The organism is Sulfitobacter sp. M13, assembly GCF_053474885.1.
Window position 1 is genome coordinate 627772 of the sequence record NZ_CM130281.1, and the last position, 19494, is coordinate 647265.

21 protein-coding genes are annotated in these 19494 nt (G+C 59.3%); 15 read left to right on the forward strand and 6 right to left on the reverse strand.

Going from position 1 to position 19494, the window contains the following annotated elements; genetic code table 11:
• Window positions 1-29 precede the first annotated feature (29 nt).
• Window positions 30-1439 carry a 3-isopropylmalate dehydratase large subunit gene (gene leuC / locus ACVBAU_RS02880; protein WP_138924523.1) on the reverse strand — a complete coding sequence of 470 codons (1410 nt, stop codon included), beginning with the start codon at window positions 1437-1439 and terminating at the stop codon, window positions 30-32.
• A 76-nt stretch (window positions 1440-1515) separates the two neighbouring features.
• Window positions 1516-1614, reverse strand: a complete 99-nt coding sequence (locus tag ACVBAU_RS02885) for an isopropylmalate isomerase (RefSeq protein ID WP_206338723.1) — start codon at window positions 1612-1614, stop codon at window positions 1516-1518.
• Window positions 1615-1791: 177 nt separating this feature from the next.
• On the opposite strand from ACVBAU_RS02885, the gene ACVBAU_RS02890 reads away from it, so the two are divergent.
• The 3 genes from ACVBAU_RS02890 (at window position 1792) to rlmH (ending at window position 4540) form a co-directional block, all read left to right on the forward strand.
• A complete protein-coding gene (locus ACVBAU_RS02890; protein WP_448327794.1) occupies window positions 1792-3144 on the forward strand; it encodes a mechanosensitive ion channel domain-containing protein in 1353 nt (450 codons plus the stop codon).
• Between the two features lie 535 nt (window positions 3145-3679).
• Window positions 3680-4048 carry a ribosome silencing factor gene (gene rsfS / locus ACVBAU_RS02895; protein ID WP_138924521.1) on the forward strand — a complete coding sequence of 123 codons (369 nt, stop codon included), beginning with the start codon at window positions 3680-3682 and terminating at the stop codon, window positions 4046-4048.
• Window positions 4049-4069: 21 nt separating this feature from the next.
• Complete coding sequence (rlmH, locus tag ACVBAU_RS02900; protein WP_448327796.1) at window positions 4070-4540, forward strand: 23S rRNA (pseudouridine(1915)-N(3))-methyltransferase RlmH; 471 nt, start codon at window positions 4070-4072, stop codon at window positions 4538-4540.
• Between the two features lie 13 nt (window positions 4541-4553).
• On the opposite strand, the gene ACVBAU_RS02905 is transcribed toward rlmH, so the two are convergent.
• Both ACVBAU_RS02905 and ACVBAU_RS02910 read right to left on the reverse strand, forming a co-directional pair.
• Complete coding sequence (locus ACVBAU_RS02905) at window positions 4554-4910, reverse strand: hypothetical protein (protein ID WP_138924519.1); 357 nt, start codon at window positions 4908-4910, stop codon at window positions 4554-4556.
• A 34-nt stretch (window positions 4911-4944) separates the two neighbouring features.
• Entirely contained in the window at window positions 4945-5646 is a 702-nt protein-coding gene (locus ACVBAU_RS02910) for a DUF599 domain-containing protein (RefSeq protein ID WP_138924518.1), read from the reverse strand.
• Between the two features lie 81 nt (window positions 5647-5727).
• On the opposite strand from ACVBAU_RS02910, the gene ACVBAU_RS02915 reads away from it, so the two are divergent.
• The 7 genes from ACVBAU_RS02915 to ACVBAU_RS02945 all read left to right on the forward strand — a co-directional run bounded on the left by ACVBAU_RS02915 (window position 5728) and on the right by ACVBAU_RS02945 (window position 13050).
• Window positions 5728-7176, forward strand: a complete 1449-nt coding sequence (locus ACVBAU_RS02915) for an FAD-linked oxidase C-terminal domain-containing protein (protein ID WP_448327799.1) — start codon at window positions 5728-5730, stop codon at window positions 7174-7176.
• Between the two features lie 65 nt (window positions 7177-7241).
• Window positions 7242-8360: an FAD-binding protein gene (locus tag ACVBAU_RS02920; protein ID WP_448327800.1), complete on the forward strand. Its 1119-nt coding sequence runs from the start codon at window positions 7242-7244 to the stop codon at window positions 8358-8360.
• The gene (locus ACVBAU_RS02925; RefSeq protein ID WP_138924515.1) at window positions 8357-8722 is read left to right on the forward strand and encodes a hypothetical protein; all 366 of its coding nucleotides are present in this window, start codon (window positions 8357-8359) and stop codon (window positions 8720-8722) included. The genes ACVBAU_RS02920 and ACVBAU_RS02925 overlap by 4 nt, the downstream gene beginning before the upstream one ends.
• Before the next feature lie 47 nt (window positions 8723-8769).
• On the forward strand, window positions 8770-10161 hold the full coding sequence (gene glcF, locus ACVBAU_RS02930; RefSeq protein WP_448327802.1) for a glycolate oxidase subunit GlcF: 1392 nt from the start codon (window positions 8770-8772) through the stop codon (window positions 10159-10161).
• A 109-nt stretch (window positions 10162-10270) separates the two neighbouring features.
• The gene (locus ACVBAU_RS02935; protein WP_335744941.1) at window positions 10271-11059 is read left to right on the forward strand and encodes a trypsin-like serine peptidase; all 789 of its coding nucleotides are present in this window, start codon (window positions 10271-10273) and stop codon (window positions 11057-11059) included.
• Window positions 11060-11219: 160 nt separating this feature from the next.
• Complete coding sequence (locus tag ACVBAU_RS02940; protein ID WP_138924513.1) at window positions 11220-11690, forward strand: Hsp20 family protein; 471 nt, start codon at window positions 11220-11222, stop codon at window positions 11688-11690.
• 139 nt (window positions 11691-11829) lie between these two features.
• The gene (locus ACVBAU_RS02945) at window positions 11830-13050 is read left to right on the forward strand and encodes an aminotransferase-like domain-containing protein (protein WP_448327805.1); all 1221 of its coding nucleotides are present in this window, start codon (window positions 11830-11832) and stop codon (window positions 13048-13050) included.
• 65 nt (window positions 13051-13115) lie between these two features.
• Here the strand turns inward: ACVBAU_RS02945 and ACVBAU_RS02950 are convergent, their stop codons facing one another.
• Window positions 13116-14591 carry an NAD-dependent succinate-semialdehyde dehydrogenase gene (locus ACVBAU_RS02950; protein ID WP_138924511.1) on the reverse strand — a complete coding sequence of 492 codons (1476 nt, stop codon included), beginning with the start codon at window positions 14589-14591 and terminating at the stop codon, window positions 13116-13118.
• Window positions 14592-14684: 93 nt separating this feature from the next.
• On the opposite strand from ACVBAU_RS02950, the gene ACVBAU_RS02955 reads away from it, so the two are divergent.
• The 5 genes from ACVBAU_RS02955 to ACVBAU_RS02975 all read left to right on the forward strand — a co-directional run bounded on the left by ACVBAU_RS02955 (window position 14685) and on the right by ACVBAU_RS02975 (window position 19056).
• Complete coding sequence (locus tag ACVBAU_RS02955; RefSeq protein WP_448327807.1) at window positions 14685-15476, forward strand: alpha/beta hydrolase; 792 nt, start codon at window positions 14685-14687, stop codon at window positions 15474-15476.
• A 120-nt stretch (window positions 15477-15596) separates the two neighbouring features.
• On the forward strand, window positions 15597-16820 hold the full coding sequence (locus ACVBAU_RS02960) for an aminopeptidase P family protein (RefSeq protein ID WP_448327809.1): 1224 nt from the start codon (window positions 15597-15599) through the stop codon (window positions 16818-16820).
• 247 nt (window positions 16821-17067) lie between these two features.
• Window positions 17068-18123, forward strand: a complete 1056-nt coding sequence (locus ACVBAU_RS02965; RefSeq protein ID WP_448327811.1) for a sensor histidine kinase — start codon at window positions 17068-17070, stop codon at window positions 18121-18123.
• A 27-nt stretch (window positions 18124-18150) separates the two neighbouring features.
• Window positions 18151-18417: a hypothetical protein gene (locus ACVBAU_RS02970; RefSeq protein WP_138924507.1), complete on the forward strand. Its 267-nt coding sequence runs from the start codon at window positions 18151-18153 to the stop codon at window positions 18415-18417.
• Between the two features lie 12 nt (window positions 18418-18429).
• Window positions 18430-19056, forward strand: a complete 627-nt coding sequence (locus ACVBAU_RS02975; RefSeq protein WP_093731561.1) for a DUF1523 family protein — start codon at window positions 18430-18432, stop codon at window positions 19054-19056.
• A gap of 54 nt (window positions 19057-19110) precedes the next feature.
• Here the strand turns inward: ACVBAU_RS02975 and ACVBAU_RS02980 are convergent, their stop codons facing one another.
• Window positions 19111-19491: a histidine triad nucleotide-binding protein gene (locus tag ACVBAU_RS02980; protein ID WP_335744906.1), complete on the reverse strand. Its 381-nt coding sequence runs from the start codon at window positions 19489-19491 to the stop codon at window positions 19111-19113.
• Window positions 19492-19494 lie beyond the last annotated feature (3 nt).

Here is a 19494-nt window from a genome sequence, read left to right on the forward strand (position 1 = left end):
GTCTTGTTGTCCTTTGATCTGCTGGCCGCTTACGCGTCAAGCTGGCGGATATCGGTCAAACGTCCGGTGAGCGCTGCTGCGGCAGCCATCGCGGGTGACATCAAGTGGGTGCGCCCCTTAAAGCCCTGACGGCCTTCGAAGTTGCGGTTGGATGTCGATGCGCAGCGTTCGCCCGGTGCCAGTTGGTCAGGGTTCATCGCCAGACACATCGAGCAGCCCGCAAGCCGCCATTCGAAACCAGCGTCCTTGAAGATATCGGCAAGGCCTTCTTCTTCGGCTTGTGCCCGCACGAGCCCCGACCCGGGAACGATCATGGCACGCATGCCTTCCTTGATCTTCTTGCCCTTCAAGACTGCCGCGGCAGCGCGCAGGTCTTCGATGCGGCCGTTGGTGCAGGACCCGATGAACACGGTGTCGATCTCGATGTCGGTCAACGCCATGCCTTCGGTCAGGCCCATGTATTCAATCGCGCGTTTCGCCGCGTCGACCTTGCCGCCGGTAAAGTCAGATGCGGCGGGCACTTTGGCGGTGATCGGCAGAACGTCCTCGGGCGAGGTGCCCCAGGTTACGGCTGGCGCGATGTCTTCGCCCTTGATGGTGATGACCTTGTCCCAATGCGCGTCGTCATCGGAGTAAAGCGTTTTCCACCAGTCCAACGCAGCTTCCCACTGGGCACCTTTGGGCGCGTGGGGGCGGCCTTTGCAATATTCGAACGTCTTGTCATCGGGCGCGATCAGGCCTGCGCGCGCGCCGCCCTCGATGGCCATGTTGCAGACGGTCATGCGGCCTTCCATTGACAGATCACGGATCGCTTCGCCGCAATATTCGATGACATAGCCGGTGCCACCCGCCGTGCCGGTTTCACCGATCACGGTCATGGTGACGTCCTTGGCCGTCACACCGGGGGCAAGCTTGCCGGTGATCTCGACCTTCATGTTCTTGGACTTTTTCTGGATCAGCGTTTGCGTCGCCAGCACGTGTTCGACCTCTGAGGTGCCGATCCCGTGGGCCAGCGAGCCGAACGCGCCATGTGTCGCCGTGTGGCTGTCGCCGCAGACAACAGTCATGCCGGGCAGGGTCCAGCCCTGTTCCGGGCCAACGATATGCACGATGCCCTGACGCACGTCGGACACGGGGTAATAGTGCAGCCCGAATTCCTTGGCGTTGGTATCAAGCGCAGCAACCTGAACGCGGCTGTCTTCGGTCATCGTCGCGGCGTTGGCGCGGTCCAGCGTGGTCGGCACGTTGTGATCGGGCACGGCGATTGTCTGGTCGGGGCGGCGCACGGTACGGCCCGTCATCCGCAGCCCTTCAAAGGCTTGCGGGCTGGTCACTTCGTGGACGAGGTGACGGTCGATGTACAAAAGGCAGGTACCATCGTCGGCTTCGTGCGCGACATGGGCATCCCAGATTTTATCATAAAGCGTTTTGGGGGACATGTGGTCCTCTCCCGTATGTTATGTAAGCAAGGTATTGGGGTGTACGAAAGACGAGCGCCAAGGCGCAGGCAGGCGTTTATAGTCGCGCCAGCACAGTGTGGGTTGCCCCATAAAAGCGTTCGCGCAAACGGGCGCGGTCGCAAATGTTGAACAGATCGTCTGAAACATGTGTCATATCGGCTTTGCTAGCCGCTTTCGACCCTGTGATCAAGGTGTGTGACGGCGCAAGGCGGTGGCGGGGGCGCATCGGATTGCATGCTTATACGTCGGGGCGGGGATCGGTTCTTGCGCGGTGCTCGGGATTGTCCCACCATTGCAGCGCGGTATATGTTTCTTGCTTAGAAAGTTCACGATGACCCCAGACCCTTTTGCCCACTTCCTTGAAAGCATTCAGGCGTTGATAACGGGGGGCATCGGGCTGGCAGAGAGCCTGATGCAACCCGGCTGGCGGCAGTACCAGATGTTTATCCTGCTGGGGTTGGCACTGGCATCTTGGGGGCTGCATCACGCGTCGGGCAACTGGTTGCAAAACTGGGTCCGCTCGCGTGAGGGGTGGTCGAAATGGCAACTGCGCATGGTGGTACAGGTCAAACGCCGGCTCGGGCTGATGTGGTTCGCAGCGTTGGCGGGTGCGGTGTATCTGGTGATGCAGAATATCACTTGGCCATCGCGGTCCTATCTGATTGGTATATTCGCGACGCTGGTTGCGGTTTGGGTCTGTATTGCCTTTGCCGCGCGGCTGGTGCGCAACCGGCCCATGCGGCGGCTCGTGACATGGGGGCTGTGGATCTATGCCACGCTCTATGCGCTGAACGTCGTCGATGATGTCTCGGCGTTTCTGGACCAAGTTGCGCTGTCTGTTGGTGATTTCCGCCTGTCGCTGCTGACCGTGATCACAGCGCTGGTGGTGATTGGCATGTTCTTTTCCGTTGCGCGGATCATTAGTCAGACCAGCGCTGCCACGATCCGCAAAAACGAAGACATCAGCCCCTCTATGCAGGTGTTGGCCGTAAAGGGGGTGCAGCTGACCCTCTATGGCATTGCGTTCTTTATGGGCGTCAAGGCGGTCGGGATCGATCTGACCGGCCTTGCGGTTCTGTCGGGGGCGATCGGTGTTGGCCTTGGTTTCGGTCTGCAAAAGGTCGTGTCGAACCTTGTGTCGGGGATCATCATCCTGATCGACAAATCCATCAAGCCGGGGGATGTGATCAGCCTTGGCGATACCTTTGGGTGGATCCAGACGCTGGGTGCGCGCTATGCCTCCGTTGTGACACGGGACGGCAAGGAATACTTGATCCCGAACGAAGACCTGATCACCGGGCAGGTGGTGAACTGGTCCCACTCCAATGATTTTGTACGGCTCGATATCTATTTCGGCACGGCCTACGACGATGATCCGCATGTGGTGCGCAAGCTGGCCGTGGATGCGGCGATCGGGGTAGATCGGGTGCTGAATTTTAAAGCGCCGGTCTGTCACATTGTTGGCTTTGGCGACAGCAGCGTCGACTATATACTGCGGTTCTGGATCAAGGACCCGACCGGCGGGCTGACCAACATCAGGGGGAATGTCTATCTCGCGCTTTGGGATACGTTCAAAGAGAACGGCATTTCCATCCCCTTCCCGCAGCGCGAGGTTAAAATGCTGGATGACAGCAAGCTGGCCTTGTCGCGCATCGCACCTGAAGGTCCTGAGGGCGAGGGCTAAGGCCAACATCGATGGCGCGGTACGAGGCTTTGGTTGCAACGGGAATCAGTCGTGGGTTTCCGTTGTCTGGGGTGCGCTGTGACGGGAAGAGCGCAGGTGGCAGTTGGTCTTTTATGATAAATAGCTGTGACCCCACGTCTTTCGTGTGGCCCAATAAGTCATACGGGGCGCGTGAGCCATAGATCGTCAAGCACTGGGGGCTATGCGGCGGGGATTGCCTTGGCATGATACGGCAAAGCGTTACCAGAAAAGAAAATTTTCGGCGGAACACGGCCCTTGCCGCTATGGCGGGTGCTCGGCTCCTTCACGACCTTGCGCGCCGCGTTGCTTGAATTGGGCAGCGGGCAAAGCGCCAATCGTGACAGTAAAGAGCCAGTAAATGCCTGTCTGGACTGCTTGTCATTGAAATTTCACTTCGGCACGCCTATTCTAGGACATCCCCAGCGCCGGGGGACTGTCGGCGCGTCTAAAGGAGGACAATGTCCTGTCAACGCTTTCAAATGCAGTTCCGACTGCTACCCCGCAGGCAGCCCTGATGGTTGCTGATCAAAACACAGCCACAAGCGACGCATTGCTGGCTTCAATTCTTTCCCAGCTCGACGACGATAAAGCCGAAGAAATTGTGCAGATCGATCTGCGCGGCAAAACGGCCATCGGCGACTATATGGTCGTGTGCACGGGCCGGTCTTCGCGTCAGGTTTCTGCAATCGCGGAAAAGCTGGCACAGATGGTCAAGGATGACTATGGCCGTTCGCCCAAGGTAGAAGGCAGGGAAACCGGTGATTGGGTTCTGATCGACACTGGCGATGTGATCGTTCACGTGTTCCGTCCGGAAGTCCGTGAATTCTACCAGCTGGAGAAGATGTGGATGACCACAGAAGCCCCAGCCGTGATGCCGCATTAAGCCGCCTCTCCGGTAGGCTTCATGCGTGTTCACATCTGTGCGGTCGGGCGCTTACGCGCCGGACCGGAAAAAGACCTCATTGACGATTATCTAAACCGGTTTGATCGAACCGGTCGCGCGCTGGGCCTTGGGCCCGCGCGCGTGATCGAGGTTGAGGACAAGAAAAACGGCGGCATGCCCGCCGAAGCCGCTTTGTTGCGCCGTGCCATTCCGGCAGGATCGCTGATCTGTGTGATGGACGAACGAGGCCGTGTCGAAACGTCACCCGAATTTGCCAACCGTCTGGGAGGCTGGCGGGATCAAGGGCGGGGCGACCTGTGCTTTGTCATTGGCGGGGCAGATGGCATCGACAAGGAGCTGCGCCGCGAGGCAGATCACGCCTTGTCATTTGGCAAGATGGTCTGGCCGCATATGATGGTGCGCGTCATGTTGACAGAACAGCTGTATCGCGCAGCCTCTATCCTGTCGGGCGGACCGTACCACCGCGTCTAGCGTGCCGTCGGCCTTACTTGATCTGTACTTTTCTGATCTCTTTGCCCCAGCCGGATTGCGTTTCGCGTGCCTGAATGCCGACTTCGGTCGTGCCGGCTGGCAATTTAATGCCGGACAGCGACCGTGTCAGTGGTTGTTCATCTACATGGGGGTGGATCAGCTCGCGGATCGCCAGCTGGTTGCCGTCGGTGTCTAAAATGCGCCAGGCGTCTGAAAAGTGATCCCAGCCAGTATCGCCATGGCTGATGGTCACGTCGAATTTATACAGGCCGCCCTCTTTCGAGACGCGCACCGAATTAATCGCGGTAGGGTCAGCCGAAGCGACCTGTGCTGCAATCAGCAGCGGGATGGAAAGGATCAATTTGTACATGACTACACCAATGCCTTAAAAACAAACATATAGACTAGCCGTCCTCGTTTTCCAATAGAATGCGTCTTGACAGTGACGTGAATTCGCGGCGCCAGATGATAATCACTGTGACAATGGCGGCAATAATCAGGGGGATCGGGCCGATGATCCACGCCAGACTAGCCATCGCGAAATAAAGCGACCGTAACCCCCGATTGAAACTGCGGGCGGCGGTGATGTTGATCTCTGCCGCTTTGGACGCCAGCGGCCGTGCGCGGCGGTCATTCGGGTCGTTGGGAACAGCGGCCATTAAGACAGAGCAGTACCCGAATAGCCGGTTTGACCAGACGAATTTCAAAAAGCCGTTGGTTAAAAAGAACAGCGGCAACAGCATTTTGAATTCCCACACCACGGTTGGCAGGTCGGTCAGCGCAAGGTCTGCGACCACGGTGGACAGCCGTTCACTATTGCCCAAAAGCGCCAGCGTCCCACCTAATGCGATCATGCTGGTAGAGGCAAAAAACGCTGTGCTTTGACGTAGTGTGCTGATCATCTGTGAATCAAAGATGCGGGGCTGTCGGGTGACCATCTGCGCCATCCACTCGCGCCGGTATTGCGCCATAATAAGCGACACTGACGGCTTTGCGGGATTGGCGTGTTCGATGCGCCAACCAATGGCGAGCCAAGCGCAAAAAATCATTGCCAAAGCGGCATAATCCAGCGGTTGAAACAGGGCGATGCGATCCATCCAAGTCATGCTAAGCTGCATACGCCGACTGGTTCTGTGTTGCCAATGCTATTAATTGGTCATATTATTTTACCAAATTGGAGGTTCGTCATGGAAATGCCTATTCCCAGTCAGGTTGTAATCGCTCGCAAGGCGCGTGTCGTTGAACGGCTGCGTCAGGTCTTGCCAGATGATGCTGTGATTTCCGACGAACGCGAGACGCGCGCCTATGAATGTGATGCGCTGACCGCGTATAAATGCGCCCCGATGGTGGCCGTGCTGCCCTATACAACGCAGCAGGTGTCGGATGTGCTACGCATCTGTCACGAAGAAGGGGTGCCGGTGGTGCCGCGCGGCTCTGGCACATCGCTGGCGGGTGGGGCGCTGCCCACGGCCGACTGCGTGATCCTTGGCGTGGCCCGCATGAATGGCGTGATCGAAACCGATTACGCCAACCGGATCATCAAGGTGCAAACCGGACGGACCAACCTAAGCGTGACCGGCGCGGTCGAAGAGGATGGCTTCTTTTACGCGCCGGACCCGTCCAGCCAGCTGGCCTGTGCCATCGCGGGCAATATCGCGATGAATTCGGGCGGCGCGCATTGTTTGAAATACGGCGTGACGACAAACAACCTGATGGGCGTCACCATGGTGTTGATGGACGGCGAGGTGATCGAGGTCGGCGGCGGGTATCTGGACGCGGGCGGACTGGATCTTTTGGGGCTGATCTGCGGCTCCGAAGGGCAATTGGGGGTCGTGACCGAAGCCACCCTGCGCATCTTGCACAAACCCGAAGGCGCGCGGCCCGTGTTGATCGGGTTCGACGATAACGAGGTCGCGGGGGAATGCGTCTCTGACATCATCAAGGCGGGGGTGTTGCCCGTCGCGATCGAATTCATGGACCGCCCCTGCATCGAAGCGACAGAGGCGTTTGCCAAAGCCGGCTACCCCATGTGCGAAGCCTTGCTGATCATCGAGGTCGAAGGCTCTGACGCAGAGATCGACCATCAGTTGGGCCTGATATCTCAGATTGCGCAGCGCCATAATCCGGTCGAGCTGCGGCAATCCAAATCCGCGGAGGAAAGCGCGAAAATCTGGCTGGGTCGCAAATCGGCCTTTGGGGCGATGGGGCAGATCAACGATTACATGTGTCTTGATGGCACCATCCCTGTGACGTCGCTGCCCTTCGTGCTCAAGCGCATCAAAGAGATGAGCGATGAATATGGGCTCAAGGTCGGGAACGTTTTTCACGCGGGCGACGGCAATATGCATCCGCTGATCCTGTTCGATGCGAACAAGCCCGGTGATCTGGAGCTGTGCGAAGAATTCGGCGCTGAAATCCTCAAACTCTGCGTAGAGGTGGGCGGCTGTCTGACCGGCGAACATGGCGTCGGCATCGAAAAGCGCGACCTGATGCATGTGCAATACGCATACGACGACCTTGAGGCGCAGATGGCCGTGAAAGACGTGTTCGACCCCGCGTGGCTGCTGAACCCCGCCAAAGTCTTTCCGCTGGACGCGTCAGAAACCCGCCGCGCCGTGGCGCTGGCGGCACAATAACCCCTCGATACCCGATGAACCGATGATCGCAAGCCGATCACACTGACAACGAAGGAGCCACAGCTATGGCGATCACATCCGAAGAAGCACTGGTCGATGCGATCAAAGGGGCCGCAGGGCCGGTGTCGGTTCAGGGCGGCGGCACGCGGGGTATTCCTGCAACGGGTCAGGTTGTTAGCGTCGCGGGGCTGGAGGGGATCACGCTGTACGAGCCCGGCGCGCTGACACTGGTAGCGAAACCCGGCACGCCGGTGGCCGAGATCGAAAAGACATTGGCCGCCGAGAACCAGCGCCTCGCGTTCGAGCCGATGGACCATCGCGGGCTGTTGGGCACCACCGGCACGCCCACCATCGGCGGCGTCATGGCGGGCAACATCAGCGGGCCGCGCCGCATCTCTGTCGGGGCCGCGCGGGATTTTCTGTTGGGGGTGCGCTTTGTCGACGGGCGCGGTGCCGTGGTGAAAAACGGCGGGCGTGTGATGAAGAACGTGACCGGCTATGATCTGGTAAAGCTGCTGGCCGGGTCTTTCGGTACCCTTGGTGTGCTCAGCGAAGTGTCGATGAAGGTGCTGCCGCGTCCCGAGACGCAGGCGACGCTGGTTTTGCACGGGCTTGAGGACGCAGCCGCTGTCGCTGCGATGGCGGGGGCACTTGGCAGTCCGTTCGAGGTCACAGGGGCCGCCCACGACCCCGCCACGCGCGAAACCGCGCTGCGGATTGAAGGGTTCGAGGCATCGGTCGCCTATCGTTTGGGTCAGCTTCAATCGCTACTGTCCAAAACCAGCGCAGAGATCGAACAGCGCGACAGTGTGGCGACACAGGACCTGTGGTCCGGTATCCGCGACGTTGCTGCGTTTCACGGCGGGCAGGGCGACGTGTGGCGGGTGTCGTGCAAACCCTCTGATGCGCCGGGTATCGCGGCGCGATCGGGGGCAGAAGAATGGACATATGACTGGGCGGGCGGGCTGATCTGGCTGCACACCGCTGCGGGCCATGATTTGCGCGCGGCTGTCGGGCTGATGGATGGACATGCAACGCTGGTGCGGGCCGATGCGCAGACCAAGGCCCGATTGGGCGTGTTCCACCCCGAACCTGCAGGCGTGGCGCGTTTGACAAACGCGTTGCGCGCGCAGTTCGACCCCAAGGGCATTTTCAACGCAGGTCAGCTGGACCGCGTCGCATGACCTTGCTGGGTGTCTTTCTTATCGTCTTTATCGGCGGGCCATTGGTGTTTCTGGGCTTAGTGCGAGGCGAACCCAGCCGTCGCAGCTTGCGCAGGCTGGTGCTGCTGGCCTTTCTATGTGCCGTGGCTGGGGTGGGGATACGCTATGGCGTGGCGCAGTACTGGGGCGAAAACCTGCTTGCGTCGATCGGGGGGATTGCCTGCATCTGGCTGGGCTGGATCGCCGTTCTGGCCTTTGTCGCGCAGGTGCTGCGCCATGCCTATCCCGGAGCCACCACGCGGCGGTGGTCAAATGTACTGGGGATCGTGGGCACGACACTGCCGTGGTTCGGCCTGATCTGGGCCAGTGCACTCGCCGCTTAACCTAACTCATGTTTTTAGGGTCTCGCGCCCGCCATGCCGGAGCTTTCATGCAAACCACATTCACCGCAGAACAGTTGAAAAACCCCGAAACGGCCCGCAGCAACGAGATTTTGCGTGCCTGTGTCCATTGTGGCTTTTGCACTGCCACATGCCCGACCTATCAGATTTTGGGCGATGAGTTGGACAGCCCGCGCGGGCGCATCTACCTGATCAAGGACATGCTCGAGAATGACCGCGATCCGGATGAAAAGACGGTCAAACATATCGACCGCTGCCTGTCCTGTCTGGCCTGTATGACGACCTGCCCCTCGGGCGTGCACTATATGCATCTGGTGGATCACGCCCGCGACTATATCGAAAAACGCTACAAACGGCCCTTCAGCGACCGTGCCTTGCGGTGGGTTCTGGCGCGTATCCTGCCCTATCCCACACGCTTTCGGCTGGCGCTGCTGGGGGCCAAGATAGGGCGTCCGTTTGCGCGGCTGATGCCCGATGCGCGGCTGCGTGCGATGCTCGAGATGGCACCCAAGACGATCCCGCCGGTCAGCCGCAACGATGATCCGCAAAGCTTCCCCGCCCAAGGGGCAGCGCGCAAAAGGGTGGCGCTGATGACGGGCTGTGCGCAAAAGGCGCTGAACACCGATATCAACGACGCCACCATCAGGCTGCTGACACGGCAGGGCTGCGAGGTTGTCGTGGCCGAAGGCGCGGGGTGCTGTGGGGCGCTGACCCATCACATGGGCAAAACCAGCGAAAGCCATGCGACGGCCGCGCGCAACATCAAGGCGTGGTGCGCCGAGATGGACGGGCAGGGGCTCGATGCCATCGTCATCAACACGTCGGGCTGCGGGACCACGGTGAAAGACTACGGCCACATGTTCCGCAACGATCCGCTGGCGGCAGATGCGGCGCGGGTGGCGGCGATCGCAAAGGACGTATCCGAGGTACTGCATGATCTTGCGGGGGACGCGTACCCAAGCGCGGTGCCCAACCCCGCCAAGGGCGATATCGCGGGCATTGACGCAGCAAAGGCCCCAACGCCCGCGCACCACGGCATCACGGTCGCCTACCACGCCGCCTGTTCGTTGCAGCACGGCCAGCAGATCAAAAGCTATCCCAAGGATTTGCTGAAACGTGCGGGCTTTAGCGTCGTTGAACCAGCGGATTCGCATCTGTGTTGCGGGTCGGCAGGGACGTATAATCTGATGCAGCCCGAAATTTCCAAGCAGTTGAAAGATCGCAAGGTCAGAACCCTGATGGCCAAGAACCCCGATGTGATCGCGGCGGGGAATATCGGCTGTATGATGCAGATCGGATCGGCGGCGGGCGTCCCTGTAGTGCATACGGTAGAGCTGCTGGATTGGGCCTCGGGTGGGCCGAAGCCTCCGGCGCTGTCGCAAGAAAAAGGCGCAAACTTGCAGATTCCTCGGTTGAGATAGCGGTTTCGCCGCATTTTCGCCTTATCTCGGAAATACGAGGGACTTCATAAGACCTCATTTTGCCGAAGTAGGAGCGATATCCGTGCGCCGTTGGGTAGCTATTTCTATTATGTGTCTGACTGTGGCAACCGCCGGGCTTGCTCAGGATGCGCGTCTGCGCAGGCTGGATACGGGGGTGGATGCCGGCGCGTGGGAGGCCGTGGGCCGTCTGGATATCCGCGGCAAGGGCTTTTGCACCGGTGCGTTGATCGCGCCCCGGCTGGTGCTGACGGCAGCGCATTGTCTGTATGACAAAGACAGCAAACAACGCATTGACCACTCAGAAGTCGAATTTCTGGCAGGCTGGCGCAACGGCCGGGCGGGCGCGTACCGGAACGTGCGCCGCGCAGTGGTACATCCCGACTATGTCTATGATGGCGTCGTGTCGTCGGACCGCGTGCGCAACGATCTGGCGCTGCTGGAGCTCGACCGCCCGATCCGTAACACCACGATCAAACCTTTCGACACAGCCCGCCGCCCGCGACAAGGCGACCAGCTGGGTGTCGTCAGCTATGCCAAGGACCGCTCCGAGGCCCCCTCCCTGCAAGAGGTCTGCAGCGTTTTGGCCCGCCAAGAGGGCGTGCTGGTGACCACATGCTCCGTCGATTTCGGAGCCAGCGGTGCGCCGATTTTTACCTTCGAAAACGGTGTGCCGCAGATTGTGTCGGTGGTCTCTGCCAAGGCCAATGTCGACAACAAGGAGGTGTCGCTTGGCACTGCACTTGGCGCGCCGTTGGCCCGTCTTCAGGCCGATCTGGTCGCGGGCAAAGGGGTGTTTCAAAGCGGTGGCGTCGTCAGCAAGCGCATCACTTCCGAGGATCGCCGCCGCACCACAGGCGCGAAATTCATCAAACCCTGATTCAGGTATCGCGCGCCTTTTGTAGGCCCTTGAAACGCGAATTACCCAACCCCACATTCATCTCACCGGAACGCCTTTGAAAGGGTTTCGGACAGCAACCCAAGGCCTGTCCAAGATGGAAGGTCTGACCATATTATCGCTCAAACGAGGATGAATACCTATGCGTAGTTTTGATTTTGCACCGCTGCACCGTTCGACTGTCGGCTTTGACCAAATCGCCAACCTGATGGACCGCGTGATGGCCAGCGACGCGCCCCAGCCGAGCTATCCCCCCTATAACATCGAAAAGCTGGACGACGATTCCTATCGTATCAGCATCGCCGTCGCCGGATTCACCGAAGGTGATCTTAGCGTCGAAGTGCGTGAAAAGTCGCTGATCGTGTCGGCCCGTAAAGTCGATGAGGATACGGATAAAACCTATCTGCATCGCGGCATTGCTACCCGTGCGTTTGAACGCCGTTTCCATCTGGCGGATCACGTGCAGGTTACTGGTGCGGCCCATGCCGATGGTATGCTGCACATCGACCTTGAGCGTCAGGTGCCCGAAGCGCTGAAGCCGCGCCAGATCCAGATTTCGCGCGCGCGCAAAGCGATCGAAAAGGATGTAGTTGACGCGAATACCGTCAACTAAGCCCTTCCAGTGCGTTAGACGAAGCCCGGTGCATTTGCGCCGGGCTTTTTTGTACCCGAGCGGCGGCTAGGTCACAGTTATTGACTTAAAATACCGCTGCCGTCAGAGTGCCCCGATCCAGTCGGGGGAGGAGCGCGGGATGTCACTACAGGAAATTTTTGCAACACGCGCCACACGCATGAAGGCGTCGGAAATTCGCGAGCTTCTCAAGCTGTTGGATCAGCCCGATATTATCTCTTTTGCTGGTGGCATTCCCGATCCTGATCTGTTCCCGAAGGCCGCGTTTCAGGACGCCTTTGCCGAGGCACTGAGCGGGCCGATGGCGGCGCAGGGGTTGCAGTATTCCACCAGCGAGGGGCACAAACCTTTGCGCGTCTGGATCGCGGCGCAGATGCAGGCGATCGGTATTCCTGCGACGCCGGACAACATTTTGATCACATCAGGCTCGCAGCAGGCGCTGGATTATCTGGGCAAGCTGTTTCTGTCGCCGGGCGATACGGCGCTGGTGGGCTGGCCGACCTATCTGGGGGCCTTGGGGGCCTTTAACGCTTACGAGCCGCGCTATGACAAGCTCGATCCGCTTAGCAACCGCAGCGGCGCGGACTATACCGCGGCCGCGAAGGATGCAGGCGGGGCGGCGAAGTTCGCCTATCTCTCCGTCGATTTTGCTAACCCTACCGGTGCCACGGTCAGCCGCGCCGCGCGCGAACGGGTGATTGATCTGGCCGAGGAGATGGAGATCGCGGTGATCGAAGACGCGGCCTATCAATCGCTGCGTTTCGACGGGGACCCGATCCCGCCGATCCTCGCGCTGGAGGCGGCGCGTAAAGGTGGTGATCTTGAAGCCTGCCGTACGATCTATTGTGGCAGCTTTTCCAAAACGCTGTCGCCGGGGCTGCGCGTTGGGTGGGTCTGTGCCGCCATGCCCGTGATCTCGCAGCTGGTGTTGATGAAGCAAGCCGCCGATCTGCACAGTGCCACATTGAACCAGATCGCAATATCGTCAGTCGCAGAGCAGCATTTCGACAGCCATATCGACACGATCCGCAGCGCCTATCGCGCCCGTCGGGATGCGATGCTTGCGGCATTGGAAGCCCATATGCCCAAAGGCGTGAGCTGGACCAAGCCCGAAGGCGGCATGTTCATCTGGGTGACGTTGCCCGACACGCTGGACGGGGCCGAGCTGCTGAAGCAATCGCTGGAAAGCGAACGGGTCGCCTTTGTGCCGGGCCATGCGTTTTTCGCGGACGGGTCGGGGCGCAATACCCTAAGGCTGAGCTATTCGACCTCGACCCAAGACAAGATCGCAGTGGGTATCGAACGATTGGGGCAGTTGATCACCCGTGCGCTAAACGGCTGACTTCCAAAGAAAACGGGCGGCAGGATGATCCCGTCGCCCGTTTTCACATTTCCAATATCCGCAGGTCAGACCGACATGCAGATGTATTTCATTTCCAGATAGTCTTCGATCCCGTGGTGGCTGCCTTCGCGGCCCAGACCGGACTGTTTGACGCCGCCAAACGGCGCGACCTCGGTCGAGATGATGCCGGTGTTCACACCTACAATGCCATACTCCAGCGCCTCGGCGACCTTGTACACGCGGCTCAGGTCTTTGGCGTAGAAATAGGAGGCGAGGCCAAAGATCGTGTCATTGGCCATTGCGATCACGTCGTCTTCGTTGTCGAATTTGAACAGCGGTGCCAGCGGGCCAAAGGTTTCCTCTTTCGAGACCTTCATATCCTGCGTCACACCCGTGATGATGGTCGGCGCAAGGAAGTTGCCGCCCATCTTCTCTTCTTTGCTGCCCAGCAGGATTTCAGCGCCTTTCGACAGCGCGTCCTCGACATGCTCTTTCACTTTTTCGGAGGCATCGCCGTTGATCAGCGGCCCCAGATCAACGCCGTCTTCAAAGCCGTCACCGACCTTCATCTTTTCGACGCGGGCCTTCAGCTTTGCGGCAAAGGCGTCATAGACACCGGCCTGCACATAGATGCGGTTTGCACAGACGCAGGTCTGGCCGTTGTTGCGGAACTTGCACAGGATCGCGCCTTCGACAGCGGCGTCCAGATCGGCATCGTCAAACACGATGAACGGCGCATTGCCCCCCAGCTCCATCGAGCATTTCATGACCTGATCGGCAGCCTGTTTCAGCAGGATGCGGCCCACTTCGGTTGATCCGGTAAAGGTCAGTTTGCGCACGGCGGGATTTTCGCAGAATTCCTTGCCCACGGCGGAGGAGGACGAGGATGGCACCACGTTGAACACGCCCGCGGGGATGCCTGCACGTTCGGCCAGCACACCCATGACGATCGCTGACAGCGGTGTTTCCGCAGCAGGGCGCGCAACAAAGGCGCAACCGGCGGCCAACGCGGGCGCGGCCTTGCGGGTGATCATTGCGTTGGGGAAGTTCCACGGGGTGATCGACGCGGCAACGCCGATGGGCTGCTTGATTACGGTGATCCGCTTGTCGCGCTGGTGGCCGGGGATGGTTTCGCCGTACACACGTTTGGCTTCTTCGCCGAAGAATTCGATGAAGGACGCACCATAGGCGATCTCGCCCTTGGCTTCGCCCAGGGGCTTGCCCTGTTCAGCGGTCAAGATCGCACCCAGATCGTCCTGGTTTTCCATCATCAGGTCGAACCATTTGCGCATGACGCCGGCACGTTCCTTGCCGGTCCAGCTGGCCCATTCCTTTTGCGCCTTTTCTGCCTGAGCGATGGCACCGGCCACCTGCGCACGGCTAAGGTTGGCAACCTTGGCGATCACGTCGCCGCGGGCGGGGTTCACCACATCAAAGGTGCCATCATCGCCATCGACCCATTCACCGCCGATATAGGCGCGGGTTTCCAACAGGCTGGGATCTTTGAGCATTGATTTTAGGTCAGTCTTTGCGTCAGTCATTTTGATCTCTCCGCTTTTGTCTGTGGTACCCAAAGCAACATTCGCTATGATTGTCTAGTTCCACATCATTAAGGGACGCTGACGGAGGACCACATGCAGCTAGACGACGCCTATGCAAACGCCGCTTATATCGAGAACGCAGAGGCATTTCCGCCCCGCTGGCAAAAGGCCGCAGCGGCATTCCGCAAGAAGCTGGGATTTCGTGCGCAAAAGAATATCTCGTACGGGCCGACGGACCGCGAGGTGTTTGATCTTTTCGAACCCGAAGGCGTGTCACGCGGCACCGTAATCTTTATCCACGGCGGCTATTGGAAGGCCTTCGCCCCTGCCGATTGGTCGCATCTGGCCGCTGGTCCATTGGCGCGCGGTTATGCGGTTGCGATGGTCGGCTATGATCTATGTCCCGATGTGCGGATCGCTCAGATCACAGGGCAGGTCGCCCGTGCCATCAGTGAAATCGCGAAACGTACGCAAGGCGCTTTGGCTTTGGTCGGGCATTCCGCAGGCGGGCAGCAGGTCGCACGGATGACCGACCCGCTGATCCTGTCCGGAGACGTGCGTGACCGCATTGATAATATCGTCGCCATCTCGCCGGTGGCCGATCTGATGCCGCTGCTGCAGACCTCTATGAACGAGATCTTGAAACTGGACGAAGCCGAAGCAACCGCTGAAAGCCCCGTCAACATGACCCCGCCCCATGGGGTGAATGTCACGATTTGGGTCGGTGCCGATGAACGTCCCGCTTTCCTTGAACAAGCCGAGCAATTCTCGCGCGTTTGGGGGGCCAAGCAGTTCGTCGTCGAGGGGCGGCACCATTTTGATATTATCGATCTGCTTGAAGATCCGGACAGCGATATGGTGAAAGCGCTGCTTGGGATAAAGTGAGCCTTGATCGGACGGCGCAAATCGGCGAGACAGGGGGCGGGTTTGGACGATGGCGTCGTCCAGCATTTCACGGCCCTTGCGTCCTGCACGCCGGGACCTTTCTGAGAAGGAGGGTCTGATATGACCAATACATCCAAAACCGCACGTCCCGATATGTACCGTTTCCACAACGGCACGAAGTCTCCGCTGCCGTTTGACGCCGCCGAATACGAAGCGCGTCTGGAAGAGCTGCGCGAACGCATGGATGCGGCCGGTGCGACGGCTGCGGTTTTCACGTCGATGCACAACATCGCCTATTATTCGGGCTTTCTGTACTGCGCCTTTGGCCGTCCCTACGGGCTGGTGGTAACGGAGACGGAATGTGTGACCATTTCGGCGGGCATTGACGCAGGCCAGCCGTGGCGGCGCAGCTTTGCCGACAACATCACCTATACCGACTGGCAGCGCGACAATTACTGGCGCGCTGTGACGTCGGTCACGGGCAAGGGTGCGACGATTGGCTATGAGGGCGACCACCTGACCCTGATGCAGCGCGACAAGCTAGAGGATTTCCTCGAGCCGGTGGTGATGATCGACCTGTTCGAGACGACGATGCGCCAGCGGATGCATAAATCTCCGGCAGAGATCGCGTTGATCCGGCAGGCCGCTCAGGTGGCCGACGTGGGCGGTTACGCGATCCGCGATGCCGTCAAGGTTGGCGCCCGCGAGATCGACATCGCCATGGCCGGCCGCGACGCGATGGAGCTTGAGATTGCCAAGCGGTTCCCTGACGCCGAATACCGCGACACATGGGTGTGGTTCCAATCTGGCATCAACACCGACGGCGCGCATAATCCGGTCACCGCACGGCAGCTGGAACGCGGCGATATCCTGTCGCTGAACACCTTCCCGATGATCTCGGCCTATTATGTGGCACTGGAACGCACCCTGTTCGCCGGAGAGGTGGACCCCGCCAGCCTGAAGATTTGGGAAGCCAACGTCGCGGCCCATGAATACGGGATGAGCCTGCTGAAACCCGGTGTCAGCTGCGCCGACGTCACCCACAAGATCAACGCCTTCCTCGAAGAACGTGACCTGCTGCAATACCGCACTTTTGGGTACGGCCATTCGTTCGGCGTGCTGTCGCATTTCTATGGCCGCGAAGCCGGTCTGGAGCTGCGCGAGGACATCGATACGGTGCTTGAACCCGGTATGGTCATCTCGATGGAGCCGATGTTGACCCTTCCCGAAGGCCAGCCAGGCGCGGGCGGCTACCGCGAACATGACATTCTGGTGATTACCGAAGACGGCAACGACAACATCACAGGTTACCCTTATGGCCCTGATTTCAACGTCGTAGGATAAATGCAGTGCCCCCCATTTTTCGGGGGGCACCCGTTTGCCCAGGGGGGCGGACGACCCCGGCGGGACAAATCGGGAATACGGCTTGACGTATACCATAACGTAGATATTTTGACCCATCGCTGTCGCAGGGTGGGGTGTCAGGCCATTTGCGTTCTGTCCTCCGATCTGTGGGGTTTGTAAAAAGTGCTTTCTGCACGCCGTTTCGTGAGTATTGTCGATGAAAGCATCTTTAATTAAGCAAGAAGAAATGCGCCTCGCGTTGCTGCGAGGGTATAACATTCTAGACACTTCGCCCGAAGAAGGGTTCGACGACATTACCCGCCTCGCCGCAGAGATTTGCGAGGTGCCGATTGCGCTGATCTCTCTCGTGGATGATGATCGCCAGTGGTTCAAATCCAAGATCGGGCTTGAGATTGATGGCAGCGACATCACCGATAGCATTTGCGCCCATGCCATTGCCGGGGATGATTATCTCGAGGTGAACGACACCACCATCGACCCGCGCACAGCTGACAATAATTTCGTCACCGGCGACGACTCTATCCGGTTTTACGCGGGCGCGCTGTTGGAAGACGACAGGAACCTGCCGCTTGGTACATTGTGTGTGCTCGACAGAAAACCGCACCAGCTGAACGATTTTCAACGGCGTGCTCTCAAGGTTCTGGCGGGGCAGGCGATGCGGCAGATCGAATTGCACAAGGCGCTGGCCGATGCCGAAGTCTTGCGCAAAGAGGTGGATCACCGCGTGAAAAACTCGCTCCAGTCGCTGGAGGCGTTGATCCGCATCCAGATCCGAAGCGAGAAATCCCCCGAGGCCCGCGCAGCACTCGACACCATTCAGGGGCGTCTTTCGACCATTAGCAGCCTCCACGAAGCTTTGTATCTGACCGACACCGGTGCGGCAGTGGATATCGCGGCCTTCCTGAGAAAGGTTGCGCATTCCACCAGCCAACAGATGCCAGATGGGGTGCATGTCACCGTAGAAGTTGAAACGACGCATCTGTCGTCGCGTAGCGCGTCCTCTGTCGGGATGATCGTGAACGAGGCGATGACCAATGCTGCGAAATACGCCTATGAGGGCCGCAAACGCGGGACGTTTGAGCTGCGCGGTGAACGCAAGGATGGTTTTTACCACCTGAGCTGCATTGACGATGGCCCCGGTATTCCCAACAATCAGACAACCGGCACAGGCCTTGGTATGCGCATTCTGCTTGCCGCGGCACAACAATTAGGCGGAGAGCTGGTAACGCCCGAACGTGAAAGCGGCGGCGAGTTAAAGGTCATCTGGCCGTTGACCGACTAGCACGCGACACGAAAGAGGCTCAGGCATATGCTGGCTTTGCTAAAGTTGATCGTTATCGGTTTTGTCGTTCTGACCATCCTCTATATCGCGCTGTCGATTTATTCTCGTCGGGTCCGGCGGGGCAAACTGCACCAGAAGTGGGCGGCGGGACCGCGCCTTGTGGATCGCGACACATTCGTGCAACGAGGGCTCAAACGATATGACGGGTCAATCCGCCGCAAGCTGATCCTTGGGGTCTATGTTGTCCCGGTGGGGCTGGTCATCCTGACCGTCTACCTCACCAACTTTAATTAAGGGGAAACGCCGATGGCGATTATCAAATGGGCCTTCTGGGGCGTGATCTGGCTGATCATTGCCGGGTTCTTTCATTATACGTTGCCTCAGGTCGATATCGTGCGGATCACCGACACCTATGAAAAGCGCATCGATTTTGGCGATAATTCGATCTTCTGGTCGAACGCTGATGTGGGCAACAGCACCGCCGTAGGCAACCGCGACGTGTTCTTTATCCAGTCGCGCCGGGCCAAGGGCGACGTCATGGTCTACCGCAACGAAGACACCGGCTGGGGCTGGCCGCCGTATTTCAAGTTCGACACGACGAACCTGCAAGCTGAGGCATCGGATCTCAAATCTGCCGCGGGGACCCCGAAGTATGTCGCGCTGAAACACTATGGTTGGCGGAATGAATTCCTGTCGATCTTCCCCAATGCGGTGTCTGTACGTCCAGTGGACGGGCCGGATGCAAGCAAGGGCATCCGTTTCCTGAACATCATCATCCTGATCCTGTTCGCGGCGCTGGTGTATGCGATCTGGGTGCGCTGGCGTCGGTTCAGACGCGCCCGCATTGACCCGACGCTCGAGCGGCTGGAAGACGATATCGCCGAAAAGCAGGGGCGTTTTGCACGTTGGCGGGCGGGCCGCAAAAACAAATAAGCGCGGCGCGAGATCACGCCGCGCCCGTCGCGCTTGTTCTTGGAGTGGTGGTGGTCAGCTGGGGCGCGCCACCATGCGCCCCATGGGTCGGCCACCCAGGATATGCACATGCAAATGCGGAACCTCTTGGACGCCATGCGCGCCTGCATTGGCGATCATGCGAAAGCCTTCGCCCGCATCCAGAGTGACGCCTTCGGCTTTGCACACCTCTGAAATAGCGCGGACATAGCCGACGATTTCGGCATCGGTTGCCTCTGCGGCGAAGTGGTCAAAGCTGATGTACGGCCCCTTGGGGATCACCAGCACATGCGTGGGGGCCTGCGGTTCAATGTCCCGAAACGCCAGCGCGTGTTCGGAATCGTAAACCGTGTTGTTCGGAATTTCGCCGCGCAGAATTTTGGCAAAGATGTTCTGATCGTCGTAGGTATAGGCCATGGG